This is a genomic window from Paenibacillus artemisiicola (genome assembly GCF_017652985.1).
Classification (GTDB): domain Bacteria; phylum Bacillota; class Bacilli; order Paenibacillales; family Paenibacillaceae; genus Paenibacillus_Z; species Paenibacillus_Z artemisiicola.
The window spans coordinates 250,579-270,785 of the sequence record NZ_JAGGDJ010000003.1 but is presented as its reverse complement, the minus strand read 5'-3'; the positions used below and the strand labels follow the sequence as shown (position 1 = coordinate 270,785).

General features: G+C 63.3%; 16 protein-coding genes. 9 read left to right on the top strand and 7 right to left on the bottom strand.

What is annotated here, in order from left to right:
• Positions 1-45 precede the first annotated feature (45 nt).
• A complete protein-coding gene (metG, locus tag I8J29_RS07150) occupies positions 46-2,073 on the bottom strand; it encodes a methionine--tRNA ligase (protein ID WP_208846952.1) in 2,028 nt (675 codons plus the stop codon).
• 389 nt (positions 2,074-2,462) lie between these two features.
• Positions 2,463-2,735: a membrane protein insertion efficiency factor YidD gene (gene yidD, locus I8J29_RS07145; RefSeq protein WP_208846951.1), complete on the bottom strand. Its 273-nt coding sequence runs from the start codon at positions 2,733-2,735 to the stop codon at positions 2,463-2,465.
• Positions 2,736-3,024: 289 nt separating this feature from the next.
• Between yidD and I8J29_RS07140 the strand changes: the two genes are divergently transcribed.
• Both I8J29_RS07140 and I8J29_RS07135 read left to right on the top strand, forming a co-directional pair.
• The gene (locus I8J29_RS07140) at positions 3,025-4,017 is read left to right on the top strand and encodes a Gfo/Idh/MocA family protein (RefSeq protein WP_208846950.1); all 993 of its coding nucleotides are present in this window, start codon (positions 3,025-3,027) and stop codon (positions 4,015-4,017) included.
• Positions 4,018-4,054: 37 nt separating this feature from the next.
• Positions 4,055-5,029 (top strand): helix-turn-helix domain-containing protein, encoded by a 975-nt coding sequence (locus tag I8J29_RS07135; RefSeq protein ID WP_338113080.1) that lies wholly within the window; start codon positions 4,055-4,057, stop codon positions 5,027-5,029.
• A gap of 87 nt (positions 5,030-5,116) precedes the next feature.
• Here I8J29_RS07135 and I8J29_RS07130 read toward each other — a convergent pair whose 3' ends face one another.
• Entirely contained in the window at positions 5,117-7,102 is a 1,986-nt protein-coding gene (locus tag I8J29_RS07130) for a copper amine oxidase N-terminal domain-containing protein (protein WP_208846949.1), read from the bottom strand.
• 158 nt (positions 7,103-7,260) lie between these two features.
• Positions 7,261-7,482, bottom strand: a complete 222-nt coding sequence (locus tag I8J29_RS07125) for a hypothetical protein (RefSeq protein ID WP_090638164.1) — start codon at positions 7,480-7,482, stop codon at positions 7,261-7,263.
• A 142-nt stretch (positions 7,483-7,624) separates the two neighbouring features.
• On the opposite strand from I8J29_RS07125, the gene I8J29_RS07120 reads away from it, so the two are divergent.
• Positions 7,625-8,275: a YktB family protein gene (locus tag I8J29_RS07120; protein ID WP_240545966.1), complete on the top strand. Its 651-nt coding sequence runs from the start codon at positions 7,625-7,627 to the stop codon at positions 8,273-8,275.
• 186 nt (positions 8,276-8,461) lie between these two features.
• Here the strand turns inward: I8J29_RS07120 and I8J29_RS07115 are convergent, their stop codons facing one another.
• From I8J29_RS07115 to I8J29_RS07105, 3 genes are all read right to left on the bottom strand, one after another.
• Positions 8,462-9,934: a PAS domain-containing sensor histidine kinase gene (locus I8J29_RS07115; protein ID WP_208846948.1), complete on the bottom strand. Its 1,473-nt coding sequence runs from the start codon at positions 9,932-9,934 to the stop codon at positions 8,462-8,464.
• Between the two features lie 156 nt (positions 9,935-10,090).
• Entirely contained in the window at positions 10,091-10,600 is a 510-nt protein-coding gene (locus tag I8J29_RS07110; RefSeq protein WP_208846947.1) for an S-layer homology domain-containing protein, read from the bottom strand.
• Positions 10,601-10,930: 330 nt separating this feature from the next.
• Complete coding sequence (locus I8J29_RS07105) at positions 10,931-13,933, bottom strand: efflux RND transporter permease subunit (RefSeq protein WP_208846946.1); 3,003 nt, start codon at positions 13,931-13,933, stop codon at positions 10,931-10,933.
• 224 nt (positions 13,934-14,157) lie between these two features.
• Between I8J29_RS07105 and I8J29_RS07100 the strand changes: the two genes are divergently transcribed.
• From I8J29_RS07100 to I8J29_RS07075, 6 genes are all read left to right on the top strand, one after another.
• Positions 14,158-15,639 (top strand): spore germination protein, encoded by a 1,482-nt coding sequence (locus tag I8J29_RS07100; RefSeq protein WP_240545965.1) that lies wholly within the window; start codon positions 14,158-14,160, stop codon positions 15,637-15,639.
• A 33-nt stretch (positions 15,640-15,672) separates the two neighbouring features.
• The gene (locus tag I8J29_RS07095; RefSeq protein ID WP_208846945.1) at positions 15,673-16,905 is read left to right on the top strand and encodes a Ger(x)C family spore germination protein; all 1,233 of its coding nucleotides are present in this window, start codon (positions 15,673-15,675) and stop codon (positions 16,903-16,905) included.
• 4 nt (positions 16,906-16,909) lie between these two features.
• Entirely contained in the window at positions 16,910-17,155 is a 246-nt protein-coding gene (locus tag I8J29_RS07090) for a hypothetical protein (protein WP_208846944.1), read from the top strand.
• 5 nt (positions 17,156-17,160) lie between these two features.
• On the top strand, positions 17,161-18,288 hold the full coding sequence (locus I8J29_RS07085; protein ID WP_208846943.1) for a GerAB/ArcD/ProY family transporter: 1,128 nt from the start codon (positions 17,161-17,163) through the stop codon (positions 18,286-18,288).
• A 111-nt stretch (positions 18,289-18,399) separates the two neighbouring features.
• Positions 18,400-19,146: an ABC transporter ATP-binding protein gene (locus tag I8J29_RS07080; RefSeq protein WP_208846942.1), complete on the top strand. Its 747-nt coding sequence runs from the start codon at positions 18,400-18,402 to the stop codon at positions 19,144-19,146.
• Positions 19,143-20,165, top strand: a complete 1,023-nt coding sequence (locus I8J29_RS07075; protein WP_208846941.1) for an ABC transporter permease — start codon at positions 19,143-19,145, stop codon at positions 20,163-20,165. The genes I8J29_RS07080 and I8J29_RS07075 overlap by 4 nt, the downstream gene beginning before the upstream one ends.
• The last annotated feature ends 42 nt before the right edge of the window (positions 20,166-20,207 follow it).

The window sequence follows — 20,207 nt, the reverse complement described above, 5'->3', positions numbered from 1 at the left end:
ACAAACAACCGCCGGGGCGAATCGCCCCGGCGGCCGAAGTCCGTCTTATTTCACGATCGCGCCGTTCGGCATGCCGTCCGGCACGGTGGCGAGCGTCAGCTGATCTCCGTGGGAGGCGGCCAGGATCATGCCCTGGGACAGTTCGCCGCGCAGCTTCACCGGCTTCAGGTTCACGACGCAGATGACCTTGCGTCCGACCATCTCCTCCGGCTTGTAGAACTTCGCGATGCCGGAGACGACCTGGCGCCGTTCATGCCCGAGATCCAGCTGCAGCTTCAGCAGCTTGTCGGCTTTCGGCACCGGCTCGCACGCCACCACCTCGGCCACGCGCAGCTCGACCTTGGCGAACTCGTCGATGCCGATCTCGTCCTTGCCTTCCGGCGCGGCCGCTTCGGCGGATACCGCCGGCGCATCCGCGGCCCCGGACGCCGGCGCCGTCCCGGCTTCCGGCTCGGCCGTCGCCGGCTCCGCTTCCGCCGGTGCCGCGCCGCCGTTCATGGAGACGGCGATGAACGCCGTCTCTTCCGCGACGTCGAGCCGCGGGAAGATCGGGTCGCCCTTCGCGACGCGCGTGCCGCCCGGCAGGACGCCGAACGTCTTCGTGCTGTCCCACGCCGTCAGCTCGCCTTCGGCGATGCCCAGCTGCGCGCGGATCTTAAGCGGCGCGTTCGTCAGGAACGGCTGCAGCAGGATCGAGATGATCCGCAGCGACTCGGCCAGGTGGTGCATGACGGAGGCCAGCTCGCCGCGCTTCTCCTCGCTCTTCGCGAGCGTCCACGGCTGCGTCTCGTCGATGTACTTGTTCGTGCGGCTGACGAGCTGCCAGATCGCCGTCAGCGCGACGGAGAACTCCATCCGCTCCATCGCCGCTTCCACCTGCTCCGCCGTGCTTTGGGCGAGCGCCGACAGCTTCTCGTCGAACGCGGTCGCCGGGCCCGCATAGGCCGGCACTTCGCCGTCGAAGTACTTGCCGACCATCGCGACCGTCCGGTTCAGCAGGTTGCCGAGGTCGTTCGCCAGGTCGAAGTTGATCCGTTCCACGAAGTTCTCCGGCGTGAACGTGCCGTCCGCGCCGAACGGCACTTCGCGCAGCAGGTAGTAGCGGAGCGCGTCGAGGCCGTAGCGGTCGATCAGCGTCACGGGATCGACGACGTTGCCCTTCGACTTGGACATTTTGCCGTCCTTCATTAATAACCAGCCGTGCGCGAACACTTTTTTCGGCAGCGGCAGGTCGAGCGCCATCAGCATGATCGGCCAGTAGATGGTATGGAACCGGACGATCTCCTTGCCCACGAGATGCACGTCCGCCGGCCAGAACTTGTCGAAGCGGGCGCTGTCCCCGGAATCGTAGCCGAGCGCCGTGATGTAATTGGAGAGCGCGTCGATCCAGACATAGACGACGTGCTTCGGATCGCCTTTTACTTTGACGCCCCAATCGAACGTCGTCCGCGATACCGCGAGGTCCTCGAGCCCCGGCTTGATGAAGTTGTTGATCATTTCGTTCTTGCGCGATTCCGGCTGGATGAATTCCGGATTTTCTTCGTAATACCGCAGCAGCCGGTCGGCGTACTTGCTCATCCGGAAGAAGTAGCTCTCTTCCTTCACGAGCTCCACGGGACGCCCGCAATCCGGACAGTTGCCGTCGACGAGCTGGCGCTCGAGGAAGAACGATTCGCACGGCGTGCAGTACCAGCCCTCGTAGTGGCCCTTGTAGATGTCGCCCTGCTGCAGCAGCCGGTCGAAGATCCGTTCGACGACGGCTTTATGGCGCTCCTGCGTCGTGCGGATGAAGTCGTCGTTCGAAATGTCGAGCTTCTTCCACAGGTCCTTGATGAGCACGACGATGTCGTCGACGAACTGCTGCGGCGTCTGGCCCTTCTCGGCGGCCTTCCGCTCGATCTTCTGGCCGTGCTCGTCCGTGCCCGTCAAGTACCAGACGTCGTAACCGCGAAGCCGCTTGTAACGCGCCATCGCGTCGCCGGCCACGGTCGTGTACGCATGTCCGATGTGCAGCTTGTCGCTCGGATAATAAATCGGGGTCGTAATGTAAAACGTCGGTTTGGTCTCGCTCATCGCCAACACTCCTCCGGCCTGCCTCGGGCAGGCGTAATCGATGCTTTGAACAACAAAAAAGCCTTCGTCCGCCATGGGACGAAAGCTTGCGCTCACGTGGTACCACCCAAATTCCTCGCCCCCGCCGCGGCCCGATCGGTCCCGCGCGAAGGAAAGCTTCGTTAGGCTCATCCGCGTGCGGACGAGCGGTCGACCGGTAACGGGGTCAAGCGCCGCAGCCTTGCGCCGGCCGCTCTGGCGGCCGCCGTTCGAAAGCGGTTCTCCCGGACCATGTTCCCCAAGCCGTTCCTTGCCGGTTTCCAGCTGCCCCGGCTCTCTGGTAAGGTCGTCGCTTCGGTACTTATCCGTTCATCGAAGAGGGATATGGCTAACGCATGCTCTTGCTGAAACTATACCGAATCCCGCGCGGCGCTGTCAAGCGGGGCGCCCTGCCGGGCAAGCTCCTCCCGCGTCGGCGGAACGTAGTCGATGCCTCCCGGATGGAACGGATGGCAGCGGCAGATCCGCCGGACTGCCAGCCAGCCGCCGCGCAGCGGCCCGTGCTTGTCGATCGCCTCGAGCGCGTAGGCGGAGCAGGTGGGATAAAACCGGCAGGTCGGCGGCTTGAGCGGCGATATGAACCGGCGGTATGCGTGAATCGGCGCTTTCATGATGGTTCGCATGGCGGTCGTCCCCTTTCCGCCCGCGCGTCGCGCGCGAGGCTTGGCAGCTTGATTTGCTTCATTCTATCATGCCGCAATTCGGCGTCCGCGTCAATTTCGAAGCCGATTCCGAAATGGCGCCAAGCAATTTGTCGCGATTTTGTAGTTTTATTGGCACGGATACGTATTATAGCCCGATTTTATTTGTGTTACCGTATACATGTGTCGCATAATTAGAGCATGAAAAACTGTAATTGCGCGACAAATCCGAGTCGATCCGACTTCACCCACTATTAGGAGGAATCACGCCATGATTCGCATCGCTATGCTCAGCTACTGGCATGTTCACGCTTGGGATTACACGAGAGACGTGCAAAAGAACCCGAACACCGAAGTCGTCGCCGTATGGGACGAAATTCCGGCCCGCGGCCAAGAAGCCGCCGATAAGCTCGGCGTGCCGTTCTTCGCCGACCTGGACGAGCTGCTCGCCCGAGGCGACATCGACGCGGTCGTCGTCGACACGCCGACGAACCTCCACCGCGACGTGATGGTGAAAGCCGCGCGCGCCGGCAAGCATATTTTCACGGAGAAAGTCATCGCCCCTACGCTGCGCGAAGTGAACGAAATCATCGCCGCCGTGAACGAAGCCGGCGTGAAGCTGACGGTCTCCCTCCCGCGCCTGAACGACCGGTACACGCTGGCCGCGCAAGAAGTGCTCAGCCAAGGCCTGCTCGGCCAGCTGACGCAAGCGCGCGTGCGCCTGTCCCACAACGGCGCGACGGCGAACTGGCTGCCTGAACACTTCTTCAACCTCGAGCAATGCGGCGGCGGCGCGCTGATCGACCTCGGCTGCCACCCGATGTACCTGACCCGCCTCTTCCTCGGCCTGCCGGAGAGCGTGAGCGCGTCGTTCGGCTACGTCACGGGCAAGGAAGTCGAAGACAACGCGGTAGCGACGCTCCGTTACGGGAACGGCGCGATCGGCATCGTCGAAGCGGGCTTCGTGAACGCGCACTCCCCGTTCAGCGTCGAGATCCACGGCACGGAAGGCACGCTGCTGTACGGCTCGCCGGACGAAGCGGTCCGCGTCCGCAGCAACAAGCTCGAGTCGAAGGAATGGGTAACGATCGAGCTGCCGGAACAGCGGATTTCCGCGTTCGACCAATTCGCCGGCCATGTGCAGAACGGCACGGAAGCGACGGAGAACGTGGGCCTCGCCGTCGACCTGACGAAATTGATGGAAGCCGCCACGATCTCGAACGCGGAGAAGCGCGTCGTGACCCTGGCCGAGCTGAACAACTAAACCGCGCCGTCCGGCAGGGAGAAAGGGGGAGTAAGGTTTGGCAAAACCGTTTGCCTATTCGCTCATGGCCGAGCGTAACGATGCGATCGACCGGCTCGATATACAGTTCCGCTGGGGAGGATACGGGTTTCGCGTGCTGCGCTGCCACTTGACCTCCTTCGCTCCCGGCAAGATCGTCCGCTTCCACAAGCATTCGGAATACGAGTTCCATTTCATTCCGCGCGGCAAGGGCACGGTCGTTATGGAAGACAACGTCTACCCGCTGCACGAAGGGCTCTTCTACCTGACCGGACCGAACGTCATCCACCAGCAGGAAGCCGATGCCCGCGAAGCGATGGACGAGCTGTGCCTGCATATCGACATCGTGCCGATCAAGGAATCGGAGCAGGAAGCGAGTTGGGGCGATCCGTGGGAACGCCACGAGGCGGAAGCGTGCATCCGGGCGCTCGACAACTTGCCGATGCGTCCGCACGTCGATCAGTACAACGCGATGGCGTGGTTCCTGACGGCGTACCGCGCGTGGAACGAAGGCCAGCCCGGCGCGTTCTCCACGATCAAGCAGGCGATCATCCAGATCCTGCTCCGCTCCGCGCGGATGTCCGCCATACCGAACGTGACGTTCGAACCGCCGTCGCGCAGCATCAACGAGCACCGCTTCCGGATCGCGACGCAGTTCATTCACGACAACTACGCGCAGCCGCTGACGCTGCAGGAGGTCGCCGAACGGATCCCGATCAGCGCCCGGCAGCTTCAGCGGGTGTTCCGGGAACAGGGCGAGGAATCGTTCACGGCCTACCTGGAAAACTACCGGCTCTCGCAGATCTGCTCCGCCATCGTCGAAGGCAGCCGCCCGATCGAGCAGATCGCGCTGGAGCACGGGTTCGCGAGCAGCAACTACTTGTACTACGTCTTCAAGAAGCGCTTCAACATGACGCCGAAGCAGTTCCGCAAACAGCACGGGACCGCCGGCGAAACGAAGCTGTTCGCCGCTCCGCGGCAGACCGCCCCGTAAAGCGCCCAAAGCAAAAAGGCCTCCGGTCCATGCAATCCATGGACCGGAGGCCTTTTTTTGCGCTTGCCAGCCGCGGTGACCTCTCGCTTACCAGCGGACTTCCGGCAGCGGCAGGAACGTCATGGCGATCGGGAGATTGCTCCCCGCCGCCAGCGTGAACGTGATGTCGACCGCCTCTTCCGTGTTGCCCGTGCGGTACAGCACCGCCGCTTGGGTATTGTTCATCATCGACGCCGTGACGAGCTGGCCGTTGACCATGAACGCCCCGATATACAATCCGCCCCGCGGATTGAGCGCGATCAGCGTATGCGGCGACACGTGGGACAAGTGCATGCGGTACAGCGTGCCGAAGTTGCCCGTGTTGTACTGCAGCTCGCCGTTCGTGTCGTCGATGCCGTCCAGGTACCGGTCGATCGTCTTGTCGCCGAGCACGATGCGCTGCTCGGCGTCCCCGAGCGCGTCGTCGATCACGACGGAACGGTCGGCGTTGTAGAACGTCCCGCGGACGTGGATGCCGTCGCGCGGAAGCACCGGCAGGTACGGCAGCTCGGCGATCGCGCTCTTGCCCGCCGCCACGACCACGATGTGGAACTGCAGCTCCTGGTCGCTGAAGACGTCCGCGTACGCGGTCAGCACGTCGTTCATCTTCATCGGCGTCTTCGACAGATCGGGCAGAATTTCGACCGTTTGATGCGGCCGAACCGTCAGCCATTTCGGCTCGGGATTGCTTTGGTAAGCGTTCAAGTAGCGTACCGTGGCCATTTTGCCCGTGTTGCCCACGACCGGATCCGGTCCGCCGATGCCGACGGAGCTCGTGTTGACGTTCACGGTCGTGCCGTTGTTGTTCGTCGCGAGCAGGTACATCCGGACCGGATAGCCGATCTTGTTCACGTTATGGAACATGAAGCGGACTTGGCCGGTCAGCTGCGCCTGGTACACGATGCCCTCCTGCGTCAGCGTCTCGGGGCTGTTGCTGCGCACCAGCTGGGACGACTCGGATTGTATCGTATACGGGATCGCCGGCATCTTCGGCACCGAATCCGGATTGATCGCGAAGTTGCTGCCCGTCGGCGTGTTCAGCCGGTAGTACTCGTCCTTCGTGTACAGCACCTCGCTCGTGACGGTGACCGTCTTCGTGACGGTCGACGTCAAGCCGTGCGCGTCTTCGACGGTCAGCGTGACCGTCTTGTCGCCCGGTTCGAAGAACACCTTGTCGTTGCCCGCGAACGTGCGCTTGACGATGGCGTTCTCATCGTCCGTGCTCTGGTCGATGTATCGGATTTCCTCGCCGATCCGGTATTGCGATTTATCGGTCGTGAAATCCGCGACCGGCGGCTGGTTCGGCGCCTTGACCACGACGGTGACGGAGTACGGATCGCTCCACGTCCCGTTCGAGTCCTCCACCTGCCGGGTCACGACATAGGTGCCGGGCTCCGGAAACACGTCCATCCGGCCGTTCCAGCGCTCGTCGACGAACGGGAGGCCCGTCGGATTACTGGAACGGTCGACGTAGGACACGACCGTCTGGCCCGCGTAAATCTCCGCCGGCTGCACCGCGAACGCCGCCGTCGGCTTCGGCGGGATGACGACGGAGGACCACTTGAGCGTAATCGTCTTGCCGACGACCGCGATCGTGCTGTCGGCCATCTCGCCCCACGAGCGGAGCGGCACCATCAAGTAGCCGTTCGAAATATACGCCGCGCCCGTCAGCTTCGTCAGCACGCCGTCGCGGTACGCGTAGCCGCTGCCGATTTTGAACACCAGCTCGTGCCGGTCGCTCTTCGCGACGGACTCCTTCTTCTGGGCATCGTACGAGATGCGGTACCCGTAACGCGCCGCGATCGAACTGAACGGAATGAACGTCCGGCCGTTGATGTTCGCGACCGGCTGCGCCGACGTATACGGCTGTCCGTTGTGCACCATCGCGGCGCTCCCCATGGTCAGCGAGAGCGTGTCCGTGACGGAAGACCCCTCAAGAGTCGAAATGCCCTCCGCGGACGCGGGTGCCGATGCCGCGTACGCGAAAGGCAGGAATAAGAACGATGCGATCAACAACCATTTCAATGCTTTCATGCCTGGTCTCCTTTGCCTTCTCTCTCGTTTGGCTATCGCGCGAAACGCGCCATGGCCGGCTGTTCTTCAGCCTACTATGACAAGTTTAACGCGATAACCGACAAAAAAGTTGCGAAAAAGAAGCAAAGCGCCATGGTTTGGACACATCTTGAGGCCGGTCAGCCGTTCACGCGCATGTTGATCAGGAAGAACGCGACCATCGCGGCGAACGACGCCAGGCAGAGCACGGCCGACGTCAGGCGGCGCTTCTTCGTCCGGGCGAGCCGCGGCGCGTCGGCCTCCTGGCGGGCCAGCGTCACCGACCGGTGCATGAACAGATACACGATCGCCAGCGCCACGAAAATCATGTTCGAAACAAACCATAATTGCTGCCAGTACATATAGGACCTCTCCCTTGGGCGTTCTGCTGCTATCGTAAAGAAGACTACCGGAATCGCCGCGAGATTGCAAACGGGCAGGTATGCTATAATGAACGAACGACTACCGGGCTGCCCCATGCGGCCGAAAGGATGATTCACGGCCATGACGCCGACTACCGCACCAATGGCGCGCCCCTTCGCGGGTTTCGCGCCCGAAGATTTCGACGTATTCGCCATTCCGGGCCTCGAGCCCCGCATGGACGCCCTCATCGCCCGGGTTCGTCCCAAGCTTAACGAGCTCGGAGAGCGGCTCGCGCCGTTCCTGACCGAGCTCTGCGGCGAGCCGATGTTCCCGCATGTCGCCAAGCACGCGCGGCGGACGATCAATCCGCCGAACGATACATGGATCGCCTTCGCCCCGGGCAAGCGCGGCTACAAGATGTTCCCGCACTTCCAGATCGGCTTGTTCGGCTCCCATCTGTTCGTGCAGTTCGCCATCATCTACGAGTCCGACAACAAGTCGGTCTTCGCGGAGCATGCCCTGCAGCAGCTGGACGACATCGAGACGCATATCCCCGGCCATTACGTCTGGTCCGGCAACCACATGGTGCCCGGCGGGGACACGCAGGCCGAGCTGGGCCGCGACGGCCTCGCCAAGCTGCTGGAACGGCTTCGCGCGGTCAAGGCGTCCGAAGCGCTGTGCGGCATTACGATCGATCGCGCGGACCCGATTCTGCGGGACGGCGAGGCGTTCGTCGCCAAAGCCGCGGACACGTTCCGGACCGTGCTGCCGCTGTACAAAATGTCGTTTTGATCCGTCTTCCGCCGGCCGGCCTTGAACCGCAAGCGAGGCGCCGGCAAGCAGCACGCACGAAAGAGAAAGAATCGTATACGAGCACGGATGACATGGACAACGTCCGCACAGAAACAAGGCCGCGGGAGCTCGAGCTCCCGCGGCCTTGTTTTCGCGAGCGTTCATCGGCCGCGCGCGGACCGTCCTTCACGGATGCTCCGGGACGATCGGCAGCACGACGTCGATCGTCGTCCCCTTGTTCAGCTTGCTCTTGACGAGAAGCTCGCCGCGGTGCGCCTCGATGATTTTGTAGCACATCATCAGCCCGAGCCCCGTCCCCTTCTCCTTCGTGCTGTAGAACGGCTCGCCCAGCTTCGACAGCCGCTCCTTCGGAATGCCGGCGCCCTGGTCGACGAAGCGGATCATGACGTGCCGCTTGTTCTTGGGCTTCACCTGGATGGCGAGCTGGCCGCCGTTCGGCATCGCTTCGATGGCGTTCTTGATTACGTTGACGAACACCTGCTTCATCTGCGCTTCGTCGCATTGGATCGCCCGGACCTCGGGATCGAAATCCGTCTGCACCTCCACGTTATTCAGCAGCGCCTGCGGGTTCAGCAGCGTCAAGATATCCTCGATCAATTTGCGGAGGTCCTTCCGCTGATGGTTCATCGCCTGCTCCGGCTTGGCGAGCAGCATGAATTCGCTGACGATCGTGTTGATCCGTTCCAGCTCCGACAGCATGATCTCCAAGTAGCTGCCGTTCTCGTTCGTACGGGATTGGAGCAGCTGCACGAAGCCCTTGATCGCCGTGAGCGGATTGCGGATTTCATGGGCGACGCCCGCGGCGAGCTGGCCGACGGCGGACAGCTTGTCCGACCGGCGCAGGAACGCCTCCGTCCGCTTGCGCTCCGAAATGTCCCGGATGACGGTCTGAATGACGGACTTGCCCAAAAATTCGTTCACGGTGGTGCTGCACGCCTCGACCTCGACGATCTCCCCGTTCAAGCGGCAAAGCTGGTATTCCGAATAGCCCGTGCCGCTCCCGGCGATGATCCGCCTGATCGTGTTCGCGGTGTACTGGTGCTGATCGGGATGAACGAAGTCGAAAATCGGCCGTCCGACGACGTCGTCCGAAGCGGCCGCGCCGAGCAGCTCCATGCCCGCGTCGTTGAGATAGATCAAGATGCCCTCGCTGTGGATCGCGATCGGCTCCGGCAGCCGTTTCAGCAGCTGGCGATAGCGTTGATCGTTATCCCGGAGCATGTTTTCCGTCTGCTTGTACGCCGTAACCTCGACGATCTGCAGCAGATAGCGCAGCGCTTCCCCGTCTTCGCGATAGCGGCTGCAGCCGAACTTTGCCCAGACGGTATGGCCCTGCCGGTGGATGAACCGCAGCTCCGTATGAAACGACACGACTCGCCCGACCGCCATGTCCGCCGCCAGGCGCAGGCATGCCGCGCGGTCGTCGGGATGGGCGACGGCGGGAAACCGAAGCGTCTGCAGCTCCTCTTCCCCGTAGCCCGTCACGTCGCAAAACGCGCGGTTGGCCCGGAGAACCCGCCCGTCCGCCGCGACGATCGCGATCCCGCTCATCGAAACCTCGAAGGCATGCCGGAAAATATCGCGGCCGGACGCGTTCAACCCGTCTTGTCCGGCGTTGCGGTCCCTGTTAGCGCTCATATATGACCCTCACTCGTCCTGCGATTATTGACGCGAAGTGCGATAATTAAGGAAGCCGCCCCGAATGATCGTCCGATCGCGCGCCGCTTATTCGGCCTTGACCGTCATACCGAGGAACATTCGCATGGCCGCCGTCTTTTCCGTCCGTGATGACGATCAATCGACCGCGCCGATCGCGCGCAGCAGCCGGAACAGCGCCGCCGCCGCTTCCTCCAGCGTCAGCGGATCGTGCGGGCGGAAGCCGCCGCCGGCCTCGCCGCCGCAGAAACCGAGCCGCCATGCCTTCTCCGCGGCGTCCCGCGCCCAGTCCGGGATGGCCCGCTCGTCCGGCGCGCGGTCCGTCCGCTCGACGGCTTGCGCTTCCACGCCGGCGGCGGCCAGCATGTCGACCAGGAGCACAGCCGTCTCAGCGCGCGTAATCGGCAGCGAGGGGTCGTCCGGCACGCCGGGAAACCCGCGCCCGAGCCCGGCCCGGACGACCGCGTTCACCGCGTCGTCGTACGGTTCCCCCGGCGCGGCGCCCGCGCACGGCTTTGCGGCGCCGCGGAGGACTCCGAGGCTCCTGGCCATGAGGGCGACCCACTCGGCCCGCGACACGCGGCGGTCGGGCTCGTACCCTTCCGCCGTCACGAACTGACTCAGATTGATACCCGCCAGCATCGACATCGGTTTTCCCCTCCCAACCGCCGTTCGGATCGTCATTTTTTACGTACAAGAACTAAATTAACACAGAATCGGCTACGGTTTCTGTCGCTTGCGGCCGCCGTTTCTTGTTTTGTTTTGTCGAACGGATAGGCCGCCGGTCCCCGGTTCCGCCGGCATAAACGCGCGGTTCGGCGCGGCGCGGCGGCAAACCTCGGGGACGCGTCCGCGCGCCGCAAACGCCAAACGCCCCCGAAGGTCGTTCCTGCCATGCGGCACGGACCGGCTCCCTTGGAGGCGTCGCTCTTACAGTCTATCCGCTAAGGCGCTAAGGCCGGATCGCAAGCCGCTTGCTTACGCGGCGTGCTCCGCGCGGGCGCTGACGCGCTGGCGCTTGGACTTGCGGAAGAATAACAATTCGTAGATGCACGGCACGATCACGAGCGTCAGCAGCGTGGCCGCGGCCAGTCCGCCGATGACGACGATCGCGAGGCTTTGCGAGACGATGCTTCCGCTCTCCGTCGAGCCGAAGACGAGCGGCAGCATCGCGGAGATCGTGGCGATCGCCGTCATCAGAATCGGACGGGCGCGGGTCGCCGCCGCTTCGATCAGCGCTTCGCGGATCGTCATGCGCTGCTCGTTTTGCTTCACGCGGTCGATGAGCACGATCGCGTTCGTCACGACGATGCCGACCAGCATGAGCGCGCCGAAGACGGCGGTGAAGTCCGGCGAGACGCCCGATACGAGCAGGCCGACGACCGCGCCGATCGCCGCGAGCGGCAGCGAGCACAGGATCGCGAGCGGCGCGCGCAGCGTCTTGAACGTGACGACCATGATCAGATAGACGATGCCGATCGCGATCATCATGATGATGCCGAGATCCGCGAAGTCGGAGGATTGGTCCGCGGAGGCGCCCCCGACGGTATACGTGACGCCGTCCGGCTTCTTCAGCTCGCCGACCTTCTTCGTGATTTCCTTGCCGACGACGGACAGCTGCTTCGGATCGACGTCCGCGGCGACGCGCACGTACGGCTTGCCGTCCTTATGGTAGTACACGCTGGGCTGCTCGCTCTTCACGAGCTTCGCGACCGACGAGACCGGCGCCGGGCCGGCGGCCGTCATGATCGCGAGGCCGTTCAGGTCGCTTTGCGATCTCGGATCGACGGACGGCTCCAGCACGACGCTCGTCGCATGCCCGTCGATCGTCACGGAGCCGAGCGGAATCGGGTTCAGCAGGCCTTGCAGCTGGGACGCCACTTCCTGGCCGTTCGACTTGGCCGGATCCAGCACGAACGTATAGACCGGTTTCTTCTCTTCCTGGTTCGTCTTCACCTTCAGGACATCCTTGACCGGCTTGACGGCCGCGACGACGTCGTCCGCGCCTTTGGCGATGGCGTCGAGATCGTCGCCCGTCACGTCGACGAGCACCTGCGTGCCGCCGGAGCCGCTCATGAAGTCCATGGCGCCCGCGTTCAAATCCGCCCCCGGATACGAGGATCGCTGCTTTTGCACGTCGGCGATGACCTTCTCGGCGTCCGCGCCTTTCTTCATTTGGACCAGATACGTCACGAGCGTCGGCGAAGACACTTCGCCGTATTGCGCGCCGTCGGAGCTGTTGCCGTTCTGCATCATGACCCAATCGATGCCGGCCTGCTTGCCGAGGAACGCTTCCAGCTTGCGTCCGCCCGCGACGACGTCGTCATGCGGCGTCTCGCTCGGATATTGCAGCGAGATGTTGAGGTTCGACGCGCTGGACGAGTCGAGCGCCCCTTTCGGCATCGCCATGTACGCGCCGACGGAGCCGACCAGCAGCGCGACCGAGACGACGAGCGGCACCCATTTGTGCGCCAGGCACCAGCCGAGGAACGTCGAGAACCGCTTGGAGCCTTCGTGCTCCTTCATCTTCGTGTTGCGCAGCAGCGCGGCGCTCAGCAGCGGCACGACCGTCAGCGCGACGAGCAGGGACGAGAGCAGCGAATACGTGACCGTGAGCGCGAACGGCAGCAGGAACGCCTGCAGCGAGCCGCGCAGCAGCCCCATCGGCAGGAACACCGCGACCGTGACGAGGGTGGACGACGTAATCGCCGTCGCCACTTCCTTGGTGGCGTCCGTGATCAGGCTCAGCGAGAACGGCTCGTGCTGCAGCCTGCGGTAGATGTTCTCGATGACGACGATGCTGTCGTCGACGAGACGGCCGACCGCGACCGCGACGCCGCCGAGCGTGATGATGTTCAGCGTCACGCCGGACGCTTGCAGCAAGTACAGCGTAATGCCGAGCGACAGCGGAATCGAGACGATCGTCACGAGCGTCGCCCGCAGGTTGCGCATGAATAGCAGGATGACGATCGTGGCGAACAGCGCGCCCATCAGCACTTCGCGCAGCATGGAATTGACGGAATGCACGACCTGCTCCGACGTGCTGGACAAGACCCGGATGTCGACGCCGCCCACGTCCTTGTTCAGCCGGTCGACCGTCTCCTGCACCGCGTCGCCGACCTTGACGGCGTTGGCGTTCGCGGACTTGGAAATCGTCAGCATGAGCACGTCTTTGCCGTTCAGGCTGCTAATGCTTTCCGCCTGGCTCGCGAGCTTCACGTCCGCCACGTCGCCGAGCGTCACGCCCTGCGCCACCGGCAGCTTGCGGAGCGTCTCGACGTCGCTCACGTTCGCTTCGACGATCACGTTGCCGGAGGCGCCGTCGATCGTCTTCTCGCCGACGGATGCCGCGACGTTCCGGCCTTGCAGCACGCCCATAAGCGCCTGGAACGGCACGCCTTTGGCGGCGAGCTTCGCCGTATCCGGCACGATCGATACGCTCGGGGCGGATTTGCCGCCCAGGGATACCTGGCCCGCGCCGTCGATTTTCTTGAATGCGTTGATCAAGTCCTTCTCGACGCGGTCCCGGTCGGTTTCCTTCACGCCGTCCAGGCTGACGGACACCCATGAGATCGGAATCATCGAGGTGTTGAACTGCACGACGTACGGCGTCATGACCCGTTCCGGCAGCTGGACGGCGCGAACCGCCGTTTCGACTTCGGTTTTCGCGTCCTTCATGTTCGTCTTGGAATCGAACGACAAATCGATCTTGGAGAAGCCGTTCCCGGAGGACGAGGTCATCAGCGTCTTGCCCTTGACGAACTGCACGGCGTCCTCGAGCTTGTTCGTAACCTCCGTCTCCATCGACTTGGCGTCGTAGCCCGGTCCGATCGCGGCGATCGTGACCATCGGGTTATCCGCTTCCGGCAGAAACTCCATCGGCAGCCGGAAATAGCTGACGACCCCCATCGCCAGCGCCATCAGCACGACGAGCTTCATGGCGGCCTTGTTATTGAACGCCCATTTCGTAATCCACTGCATGTACTCCCCATTCTCCCTTCAAACTATGGTTCTCCTCGGAACTCCCTGTTAAAGTCTACCTTCCCGGACGGGGGGACCGTAAACGTCTCGAGACCAGTCTTTTTCCCCGTCCCGAGACGGAGGCGAGACTGCGACTCGCGTCCGCGGCACGCCGTCCGATGCATAAAAACCGGCTTCGTTTGGAACGCTGTTAATCAAGCGAAGGCTGGAAAGGAAGGGAGCTTATGCCAGTACCGATATTTACGGATATGGACCGCAATTACGCTTATGTCCGCTCCCGCTTCAATCCTTGTTCGGATCTCGTCCTGTTCCGTTGGAATTACGGTCCCAAGCTCGGACGGAGGGCGCTCTCGGTCTATCTGGACACGCTCGTGCTGGACAAGCGCACCAACTTCTTCAAGCAGCTCCTTCAGGATCTCGTCGACCACGAGATCGGCGACGGCACCGAAGTGACGCCGGACATGATCATGCGGCAGTTCAGCAACCATGTCGCTTCGGAAGAATCCGCCACGCTCGTCGACGCGCTGGAGGATGTCGAGCGTCTCGTGCTGAGCGGCTGCCTGGTCATCTTCATCGACGGCTGGAGCCGGGCGCTGTGCTTCCGCGCCGGCCGGTTCGAGACGAGGCAGGTGGACGAGCCGGTCACGGAGCCCGTCGTGCAAGGGCCGCGGGAATCGACCGTCGAGAACCTGAAGAAGAACATCGGCATGATTCGAACGCGCGTGCAAAGTTCCGCGGTCAAATTCAACTTCATCCAAACCGGCGGCAACGCGCGCACGACCATCGCGTTCGGTTATGTGGAAGGCGCCGTGGCGCAGGAAGCGCTGGACGCCTTCGTGGAGCGGATCGGCCAGCTGCCGGACGCCGACGTGCTGGAGACGAGCTATATCGAGGACGTCCTGGAGGAGCGCACGTGGACCCCGTTCCCGCAGTTCCGGTACACGGAGCGGACGGACGTCGCCGCCTCCGCCCTGCTGAACGGCAAAATCATCGTGCTCGTCGAAGGCACGGGAAGCGTCCTGATCGGCCCGACCACGCTGTTCGAGCTGCTGCAGTCGAGCGAGGATTTCTACCAGCGCACGCTGATGGCCAACTTCATCCGCATCCTCCGGTTCATAGCCCTTATGATCGCGCTCGGTTTGCCGAGCCTCTATATCGCGGTATCGACGTTCCATCCGGAGATGATTCCGACCGTGCTGTTGCTTGCCGTCGTCGACGCGCGGGAAGGCATTCCGTTTCCCGCCTTCCTGGAAGCGGTCATCATGGTCTTCATCTTCGAGATTCTCCGTGAAGCGGGCATCCGGCTGCCGCGTCCGGTCGGGTCGGCCGTCAGCATCGTCGGCGCGCTCGTCGTCGGCGAAGCCTCGATCAACGCCGGCATCGTCTCGCCGAGCATGGTCGTGGTCATCGCCTTGACCGGGATCGCGTCGTTCGCGCTGCCCCAATACAATCTGGCCGTCTCGCTCCGGCTGCTCCAGCTGCCGCTCATGATTCTGTCCGCCTTGCTCGGCATTTTCGGGCTTATGATCGGGTTCTCCCTCATGTGGATCCACCTCATCGGCCTGAAATCGCTCGGCGTGCCGTACATGAAGCCGCTGGCGCCGTGGACGGTCGGCGAGCTGCAGAACACCGTCGTGCGGAGACCGCTCAAGGTACTGATGAAACAAAACGAAGCCCGGCGGCAGCGGTCGAAGGGCACCCGCTAGCTTGCGGCAGGCCGGGACGTGGAGGAGATGCGCATGGGAACGAAGCGGATACGGTTTATTGCCCTGGCAGCGCTGCTGCTGTGCTGCGGCTTGGCCGTCTCCGGCTGCGGAGACCGGGCGGAGCTTCCCGAGAAAGGCTTCGTCATGGGCGTCGGCATCGACGACGCGGGCAGCGGCCAGGTGCTGGTCACGTTTCAAATCTACAAGCCGTCCCAGACGGTCGCCTCGCGGGGCAAGAGCGGCACGCCGTACATTAACGTGCGCACGAAGGACACCTCCGTCATGGAGGCGATCCGGGACGTCACGATCCATCTCGGGCGCAAAGCCCAATTCAGCCATACGCGGGTCATCCTGGTCAGCGAGAAAATCGCCCGCAAAATTCCCGTGCCGCAGCTGCTCGATATTTTCTACCGCGACAACGAGCCGCGGCTGACGATCACGCTCATGATCACGAAGGGCAACGCGTCGGATTACTTCGATCAGCGGCCCTTTATCGAAAACACGGTGAGCCAGCAGTATTATTTGAGCGAGCGGTCCGAAAATTATTTCAGCGGCAAGACGATCGGCACGAACTTGCTCCAGCTGGCGCTGCAGCTGCGCGGCGAATCGCGGGTCGGCGCGATCCCGTATCTGGCGCTCGACGAGCGGATCACCGGATCCGAGCCGGGCGTGGCCGGACTCGCGATCATCAAGGACGGTCTCGTGACGGACCGGTTCAGCGGCCAGGAGACGGAAGGCCTGCTCATGCTGATGAGCCGCTACACGAACGGCATCGTCGAAATTCCGTGCGCGCGCGGCGGAAGCTCCGGGGGCGGCGAGGAGGCGGACGCGGAAGAAGACGACGGCGTTCCGCTCGACGAAGCGGCCGAAATGCTCCAATTCGACAGCCATCGTACCGTTGCGTTCGGCAAGGACGGGGTCAAGGTGCGGTACCGCATTCGCACGGTCGTCGCGAACCTGGAGCTGTCCTGCACGAAGCTCGGCAACGAGCGTCTGGAGCAAGCGTACGAGGATAAGATCTCCGCGGCCATCCGGCAGCAGATGATGAGCGCGATGACCCGCTTGCGGCAGGAGAAAGCGGACCTGATCGGCATCGGCAACGAAATCTACAAGCGCGATCCGCGGCTGTGGCGCAAATGGAAGCCGGACTGGCCGGAACGGTTCGCCAAGCTCGACTGCGAAATCGAGGTCGAGACCGTCATCGCGACGCACGGCACGGAAATCGGCAATACGCTGCTGCAGCCAATCCAAGACGAACGGAAGTGAACCCATGTTCGTTGCGCTCGTGATCGTATGCATCGCCGGCATGATGCTGGTCGATTACAAAGACGGCAAAGGCGAAGGGCCGCGGCCCGTGCGGACGAAGCTGCTCTACGGCGCGCTGCTCGCCTTGACCGTGTACCACATGACGCGCGCCGCGGGCGCGTTTCATTTGTTTACCTATTACGATACCGCCAACGCGCTGTTCGGACCGATGGCGGACGCGCTGTACAAATGGTTCCAAGCGAAAGGGTGAAGCGGATGAACATCAAAATCACGGCCAACCAGGCGGCGCTCCTGCTGTTCGTCTTTTTGACCAGCTCGTCCATCATCAACATCCCGTCCCCGATGATCCAATTCGCGGGCAACGCCGCCTGGATCAGCATCCTCGTCTCCTCGGCCGGCGGCATGCTGACGATCCTGCCGGTGATCCTGCTGGCCAAACGATACCCCGGCCAAAACTTCGTCGCGTACAGCCGGAGCGTCGTCGGCGCGCCGGTCGCCGTCGTGCTTTCCCTCATGATGCTGTACTATCAGATCCATATGGGCGCGGCCATCGTGCTCGACATCGCCCTGTTCCTGAACAGCTCCATGATGCGCAATACGGACGGCTACTGGTTCGTGCTGCTCTCCTTTCTGGTCGCCGCCCTGTCCGTGCGCGCGGGGATGGACAAGCTTGCGGGCCTCTTTCCCATCCTGATGGGCAGCGTCATGCTGTTCGTGGTGCTCATCGTCCTGCTGTCCGTCAACAACTTCACGTTCGGCCACCTGTTTCCCGTCCTGCCGGACGGCATCAAGCCCATGCTGCAGGGCATGTATTTCTCGTACGGGTTTCCGTACGGCGAAGTCGTCCTGTTCGCCATGCTGCTCTGCTTCGTGCCCGATTTCGGGAAGCATTTCGAGTTCAAGGCGCTGCTCGCGGTGATCGTGAACGCCGCGTCGCTGGCGGGCACGACGTTCGTCACCATCCTGGTGTTCGGACCGATCGCCGGCGAACGCAAGTATTCCCTCTTCGAGGTCGCGCGCTCCGTCGACCTGATCGACGTCTTCTCCCGGCTCGAAGCGCTCATCGGCTACTCGCTCATCCTGGCCTCGTTCATGAAGACGACGCTCGTGCTCTTCACCGCGCATCAGACCTGCGCGCAGCTGCTGAAGCTGAAGAACGACCGCATGCTCGTCTTCCCGCTCGCGCTGTTCATGGCATCCGTATCGCTCGCGGCGATGACGCGGGGCGAGACGAAATGGGCGTACGAGGTCACGGTCATTCATCCCCTCTGGGGCATGTCGTGCGCGGTGCTGCCGATGCTGATCGTCTTCGCGGTCTCGCTCGCGCGCGGCACGAAACAACGGAAAGCCCCGGTCGAAGCCCCCTCGGACGCCCCGTCATAAAAAAACAGCTCGTCTTCGCCGGAAATGAGTGATTACTCACTTCACAAATCGGATCGTTGCGCATATGATGAATGTGAGTAATCACTCATTTCGTTGGAAAGGCGTGATGACATGTCCGAAAATACGGCTGTTTCTTCTCCTGTCGTCGACGTTCGCGGCGTCTCGCGGCGCTTCGGAAGCCGGACGGTGCTAGGCGACGTCTCGCTGCAGGTCGGAGCCGGCGAGCTGTTCGGCCTGCTCGGGCCTTCGGGCTCCGGCAAGACGACCTTGATCAAGCTGATGACCGGCATCGACCGCGCCGACGGCGGCTCCGTCCGCCTGCTCGGCGAACGGATGCCCAAGCTCGCGATGCTGCGGCGGTTCGGCTACATGGCGCAGTCCGACGCGCTCTACGGCGAGCTGACCGCCAAGGAAAACCTCGCGTTCTTCGGCTCGCTGTACGGCCTGAAGGGCGAACGGCTCGCGAAGCGCATGCGGGCGGCCATGGCGCTCGTCGATTTGGAGGCGGATCTGAACAAGGCCGTCTCCGCCTACTCCGGCGGCATGAAGCGGCGGCTGTCGCTCGCCATCGCGCTGCTGCACGAGCCCGAGCTGCTCGTGCTCGACGAGCCGACCGTCGGCATCGATCCCGTGCTGCGCCGGTCCATCTGGCGCGAACTTGGCGACATGCGCCGCAACGGCACGACGATCGTGCTGACGACGCACGTGATGGACGAAGCGGAGAAATGCGACCGGCTCGGCCTGATCCGCGACGGCAGGCTGACGGCGGTCGGCACGCCGGAAGACATTAAACGGCAGAGCGGCGCGTCTTCCATCGAAGAAGCGTTCATCGCCCTCGGGGGAGGTGCGCGCGCATGAGAATCCGCGCTTTGGCCATCCGCATCGTCCGCCAGTTCCTCCGCGACAAGCGGACGCTCGCGCTGCTCTTCCTCGCCCCGCTGCTCATTCTCGGCCTCATGAAGCTCGTGTTCAACGGAAACGCGGTCGAGCCGGCGATCGGGCTCGCAGGGGCGCCGCCGGCGGCCATCGAACGCCAGCTCGAGCAAGCCGGCGCCGACGTCGCCGTCTACGACGGCCGGGAGGCCGCCGAAGACGCGCTCCGGGACCGCAAGCTGGACGCGTACCTGACGTTCGAAGGCGGCGCGCCCGCGCTCCGGCTGGAGGGCAGCGACCCGTCCGTGAACAAGTCGGTCCTGCTGCTGCTCCAGCGCGCGCTTAGCGCCGGCTCGCCATCCGCGCAGCCCGCGGTGACGTACCTGCACGGCAGCGCGGACATGGCGTCCTTCGACTCGTTCGGCCCGGTGCTCATCGGCTTCTTCTCGTTCTTCTTCGTCTTCATGCTCGCCGGCGTGTCGTTCCTGCGCGAGCGCACGAGCGGTACCCTGGAGCGGCTGCTGGCGACGCCGATCCGCCGTTCCGAAGTCGTCCTCGGCTACCTGGCGGGCTTCGGGCTGTTCACGCTGCTGCAGGCGGCGCTGATCGCCTGGTTCTCGATCGACGTGCTCGGCCTCTATATGGACGGCTCGATAGGGTATGTCCTGCTGCTCAATCTGCTGCTCTCGCTCACGGCGCTGACGCTGGGGACGCTGTTGTCCTCCTTCGCGAGCAACGAGTTTCAGATCATTCAGTTCATCCCGCTCGTGGTCGTGCCGCAGGTGTTCTTCTCGGGCTTGTTCAATCTCGACGCCATGACGCCGTGGCTGCAGCATCTGAGCCGCATCATGCCGCTCTATTACGGGGCCGACGCGATGCGGAACATCATGATCCGCGGCGAAGGCTGGTCCGGGATCGCGGCGGACGTCTGGGCGCTCGCGGCCTTCTCCGCGGCGTTCGCCCTGCTGAACGTCGTCGCCTTGAAGAAGCACCGCGCCATTTGACTCGCATGGTTGCCGTGCCCTGTGCTAGGATGGTGTAAGGCA